Origin of the sequence: Piscirickettsia salmonis LF-89 = ATCC VR-1361, from assembly GCF_000297215.2 — a bacterium.
Lineage (GTDB): Bacteria > Pseudomonadota > Gammaproteobacteria > Piscirickettsiales > Piscirickettsiaceae > Piscirickettsia > Piscirickettsia salmonis.
Map to the genome: position 1 here is coordinate 137,547 of NZ_AMFF02000021.1, position 4,459 is coordinate 142,005.

The 4,459-nt window shown below is 38.7% G+C and carries 5 protein-coding genes; 3 read left to right on the plus strand and 2 right to left on the minus strand.

Features of this window, described 5'->3' with window-relative positions; genetic code table 11:
* Window positions 1-150 precede the first annotated feature (150 nt).
* Window positions 151-1,338: an S-methyl-5-thioribose kinase gene (mtnK, locus tag C200_RS03580; protein ID WP_016211759.1), complete on the minus strand. Its 1,188-nt coding sequence runs from the start codon at window positions 1,336-1,338 to the stop codon at window positions 151-153.
* Window positions 1,339-1,583: 245 nt separating this feature from the next.
* Between mtnK and C200_RS03585 the strand changes: the two genes are divergently transcribed.
* Together C200_RS03585 and C200_RS03590 are read left to right on the plus strand one after the other, a co-directional pair.
* Window positions 1,584-2,309, plus strand: a complete 726-nt coding sequence (locus C200_RS03585; RefSeq protein ID WP_016211756.1) for a M15 family metallopeptidase — start codon at window positions 1,584-1,586, stop codon at window positions 2,307-2,309.
* A gap of 178 nt (window positions 2,310-2,487) precedes the next feature.
* A complete protein-coding gene (locus C200_RS03590; RefSeq protein WP_032126312.1) occupies window positions 2,488-3,282 on the plus strand; it encodes a M48 family metallopeptidase in 795 nt (264 codons plus the stop codon).
* Here C200_RS03590 and C200_RS03595 read toward each other — a convergent pair.
* Window positions 3,279-3,674, minus strand: a complete 396-nt coding sequence (locus C200_RS03595) for a YchJ family protein (RefSeq protein ID WP_129556590.1) — start codon at window positions 3,672-3,674, stop codon at window positions 3,279-3,281. The genes C200_RS03590 and C200_RS03595 overlap by 4 nt on opposite strands.
* A gap of 276 nt (window positions 3,675-3,950) precedes the next feature.
* Between C200_RS03595 and C200_RS16655 the strand changes: the two genes are divergently transcribed.
* A complete protein-coding gene (locus C200_RS16655) occupies window positions 3,951-4,133 on the plus strand; it encodes a hypothetical protein (protein WP_051307363.1) in 183 nt (60 codons plus the stop codon).
* Window positions 4,134-4,459 lie beyond the last annotated feature (326 nt).

Genomic DNA, 4,459 nt, shown 5'->3' on the forward strand with positions numbered 1-4,459 from the left:
ATGTGCAAAATACCTACCGAGGTAGCGACGCTTACGTTTGCACTCAAATATAAATTACTTGTGCGGTCAAATCAAATAGCTTTTGAAGAGCTTAGGCGATTAAAATGTTTATGACCTGTGCGTAAGGTGAGGTGATAATCTTAATTTTTTTTACAGATGTCCCTGGAGTTTTTGTATTACATTATCGATTGTATGGAGTTGGTTTTGTTCTAAAATAAATTGTTGGCCTATTGTTAAAGCAAGAATTTCTGCTTTATTTTTAAGTGTTTTATTTTCCATACCATCTAGATCTTCAACGTGAGCTAAGCCGATAATACGGCGAATAACCTCGCAGCCGGTATAGCCTAGGGTATCAGCAAAGATATTTTTTATAGTGTGGTTAATATATATATCATTTTTAAAGGCGAGGTCTTGGGTGTGTTCTTTTGCGAGTGTTGTAAATTTACTTTCAAATGTTTGCCAAATTATTTCAATTGCATTGAGACAGTAATTTACTGAATTTAAATTATTTTGAATAAAATGAGAGCAAAGGCTTAATACCATATTGCCAATAATCAGGCCAATATCAAAGCCCATGGGGCCATAATAGGCGAATTCAGAGTCAAACACTTTCATTGAGTTTTTTGTTACAAAAATACTGCCGGTATGGACATCGCCATGTAAGAGCGCTTCTGTAGATGAAAGAAATTTTAATTTCAATGCAGCGACGTTAAGTTGTAATTGTTGGTTATTTTGCAGTTCAGTAACTTGAGTTTGAATATCTTGGTCATAATGGTTACGTTCTGAACCAAAGAATGGATCAGTTAAAACCAGGTCTTCAGTAATTTTACACAGGTCGGGGTTAATAAATTGGCGAAGGTACTGTTTTTTTAGGTGGGAGTCTAAATATAAATTTGATGTATAAAATAGTGTGTGTGCTAGAAAAGAGCCGATTTGTTGTGGGAGCTCTGGATAAGACTGCCCCGAGATTAAACCGTTGCGCAATACTACATGGTCAGAGAGGTCTTCCATGATAGTGAGAGCCAGTGTGTTATCGGTATGGTAAATCTTAGGTACATAGCCTGGGCAAATATTAGCTTGAATTTGTGTGCTTTCAGCTTCAATGCGTGCTCTATCAAGCGATAAAGGCCAGGATTCACCGACACAGCGAGCGTAGGGTAAAGCCTGTTTTATAATTAAGCTTTTGTTATCATTGTCATTAATGAGTCGAAAGACGAGGTTGAGGTTGCCATCACCAATTTCTTCACAGCGTAGGTGCTCATAGTGCGTAAAGAATATATTGTATTGTTTAACGTATTCAATGGCTTTTTCTGCATTAAGTTTTTGATATTTATTCATAATGTTTTTAAATAAAATATTTTTTAAATATTAATAATTGGCCATTTTAACTGTTAATTAAGCTAAATGGTAGCTCCTAAAGAACGATAGATTGTCTGGAGGCAATAACAGGGAGCCTGATAGTTTGAAAGTGAGGATGAAAGATATTTCGCTTGGTTTAATTCGGACAGGTTACGGTTGCTAAAGCGCTACAGGTCATTAAAATAGTCAAGGGAAACCCCTGGTTAAATTAAGTAGGAAAAAATATGCTGCCTGATCTGCCGATTTGCCATAATTATAAAACAGTAGATAAACAGGCATTGAACGAGTTGCAGCAGCAAGCGGCTTGTGTTGAGTTAAAGCCGAGTTCTCGAATTATGTGCTTAAATGAGTATTACCAGCAAAAATTACCTGGTGCTTTGTCAGTCATGTATACACGTCAGTCCGTTTATTTAAAGCTGTTAGCTGTATTAGAGAATTTAGCGCCACATTTTGCCTTTGCTATTTTTGATGCCTATCGTTCAGTAGCCTGCCAGAAGACATTATTTGAGCAAATTTATCGTGAACTTTACCAAAGGCATCCGGGTAGATCAAAAGAGTGGTTAGAGATTGAAGTTAGGAAGTATGTCTCACATCCACATGAGCCATCTCGCTTTGCTGTGCCTCCACATAATTCAGGTGGTGCGATTGATTTGACGTTAATGGACCTAAGGACCAATACTGCACTGGATTTTGGTACTGAATTTGATAATACAACAACGCTGTCTCAAACGGATTATTTTGAGCGTGATTATTCGGCGAACCTCGGTATCAGTAGCGAGCGTTGGCTGCTGATTCGTCAAAATAGGCGCTTGCTTTTTAATACGATGAAGCAAGAGGGCTTTACTAATTTTGTATCAGAGTGGTGGCATTATGATTTAGGTGATTGTCTATGGGCTGATGCGGTAGGGAGCTCTTGGTTTTATGATTCGATGGAGGCAGAGGTCAATTAGTTGTTAGATTAAGGTCCTTTACTTATTTGATTTATTTATTTTTACTTTTTATACCATTATCAAAATTTGACAATTTTAGATGGCCGAAAGCGCTAGCCAATGGCTAGCGATGCTTGCTCTAGCTCAGTAGCAATGTCTACTAAATAACGATTAAAACAAAAGGGTTAAGTTTACGCTGATGATCGTGTTGATTTTTGCTCTTTGCACTCTTGAGCACTTAGGCTATGATGGCGCTATGAAGATTGTCAAGAAACTAAAGCAGCTAAAAACCTACCAGTTGACTGTGGATAATATTGATTACAGGATTAGTCACACTGGCCGGACGAAAACATATGGCCTCAGCATTCGTGATGGTAAGGTCCATATGAACGTCCCTAAGCGTATGTCAAAGCAGCGGGTTTGTCAGGCGATTGATGATAACCAGGCTTGGGTTAGAGAAAATATTCGTTTTTCTCTTGCATCGACTAAACAGCATCAGAGCTTAAGTTCAGGTTCACTTATTTCTTATCTAGGAAAGCAATACTCTTTAAAATTAACCTATGTTAATCAATCAGTTGTATTTTATGATGATGCGTTTTTAATGGGAGTGCCGGCTCGGGTAAAGAGTGAAAACCATCAAGCCTACATCAGAGACAAGTTATCCGCTTGGTTTAAGGAGCAAGCTTTGTTAAGGTTTGAACAGCGTACTTTTTTTATTGCTAATCGCATGCAGCTCAAGCCGACTAAAGTCAGCGTGCGTTCTTATAAGGCACGTTGGGGAAGCTGTTCAAGCAGCGGTTGCTTGAGCTTTGACTGGAAGTTATTGCAAGCACCTGAATTTATCATTGATTATGTGATTGTTCATGAGTTGAGTCATTTAAAGCACTTTGATCATTCTCCGGCATTTTGGCAGTTGGTCTCTTTGTATTACCCTGAACACAAAGTCGCTCGGCAGTGGTTAAAAAATAATCAGACTAGCTTAGCACGGCTTTAATGCTGCTGACCGTCGACATAAAACCATTGGTCTTTATTTTTGATAAAGCGACTTTTCTCATGTAAGCATTCTATTTTGCCTTGATTTTGTAAGGAAGCAATAAACTCAACAAAGCCTTCTTGACCATCTTGTTTGACCGCTGGTGCTGATAAGACTTGTAGGTTTAACCAGGTGGACTGCTTGGCCCAGGTTGTGGCGCTGTTGCGGTTAAATCCATTTAATGCTTCACCTTGCATTGTTGCAATAATATAGTCAATATTTGCCTGAGTGTAGGCCGTATAGCGTGAGCGCATTAGCTGCTCGGGTGTTGCGGGAAGAGTTTGGCCACTCACGAAAGGTTGACAACACGAGGAATAGGGCTTTTGGCTACAGCAAGGGCATAATTCTGTCATTATTTCTTATCTCTTTTTTATTTGGTGATATAGCATTGTCTAGCATTATTTTTTAATGAAGCTTGATTATAACAGTGATAGAGTGTTAGGTCAGGGCTTTTTGTTATTATGGCTAGTAGATGGCAGGGATAGAGGAAAGAGGATTTTTTGCCATATTTTTCCATTTGATCAAGCTCAATAGTTGTTCTGGTCTAATCAAATTGGACTTTTATTTAGATTTTATTATTTTTAATAAATAGAGGCTGACACCTAATATTTGATTTGTTAGGATATCATATGTACATAAAACACTGTAAATTGCCAGAGAATAAGCAAATTGAATTGATGAAATATTTCATTGCAGATTCAACCACCAGAACAGCGGCAGATTTGGCCGATATTCACCGAAATACAGCCATCCGATTCTTTCATAAGTTACGAGAAAAAATCGCCCTAAAACAACAGAACCGTAGTGAATAATTTTGTGGGAAAATTGAATTCGATGAAAGCTACTTTGGTGACGCACGCAAAGGTAAGCGAGGCCGAGATGCTGCAGGATGGGTTCTCAAGCGAGGTGGTAAAGTGTATACACAAGTGATTCCCAATAGTTAGGCAAAAAGTCCAGCCCGATAGCATTGTATAGCGCTCGATCAACAGTTTCTGACATACTATCAGTAGGTTAAAAAATACAATAAGGAAAAACGATGCCTTCTCCTTACAGTTGCTGCGAGCCATGGAGTGCTAAGCACGGGGTGAGTAGGCCGAGGTAGGTTCGGGTTTTTAGCAGAGCGGAGTTGCGAAAGACC

What these genes read in the sequence shown, in the direction of transcription:
- mtnK (WP_016211759.1), bottom strand. Translation starts at nt 1,338, where the DNA reads ATGAATAAATATCAAAAACTTAATGCAGAAAAAGCCATTGAATACGTT.
- C200_RS03585 (WP_016211756.1), top strand. Translation starts at nt 1,584, where the DNA reads ATGCTGCCTGATCTGCCGATTTGCCATAATTATAAAACAGTAGATAAA.
- C200_RS03590 (WP_032126312.1), top strand. Translation starts at nt 2,488, where the DNA reads ATGATCGTGTTGATTTTTGCTCTTTGCACTCTTGAGCACTTAGGCTAT.
- C200_RS03595 (WP_129556590.1), bottom strand. Translation starts at nt 3,674, where the DNA reads ATGACAGAATTATGCCCTTGCTGTAGCCAAAAGCCCTATTCCTCGTGT.
- C200_RS16655 (WP_051307363.1), top strand. Translation starts at nt 3,951, where the DNA reads ATGTACATAAAACACTGTAAATTGCCAGAGAATAAGCAAATTGAATTG.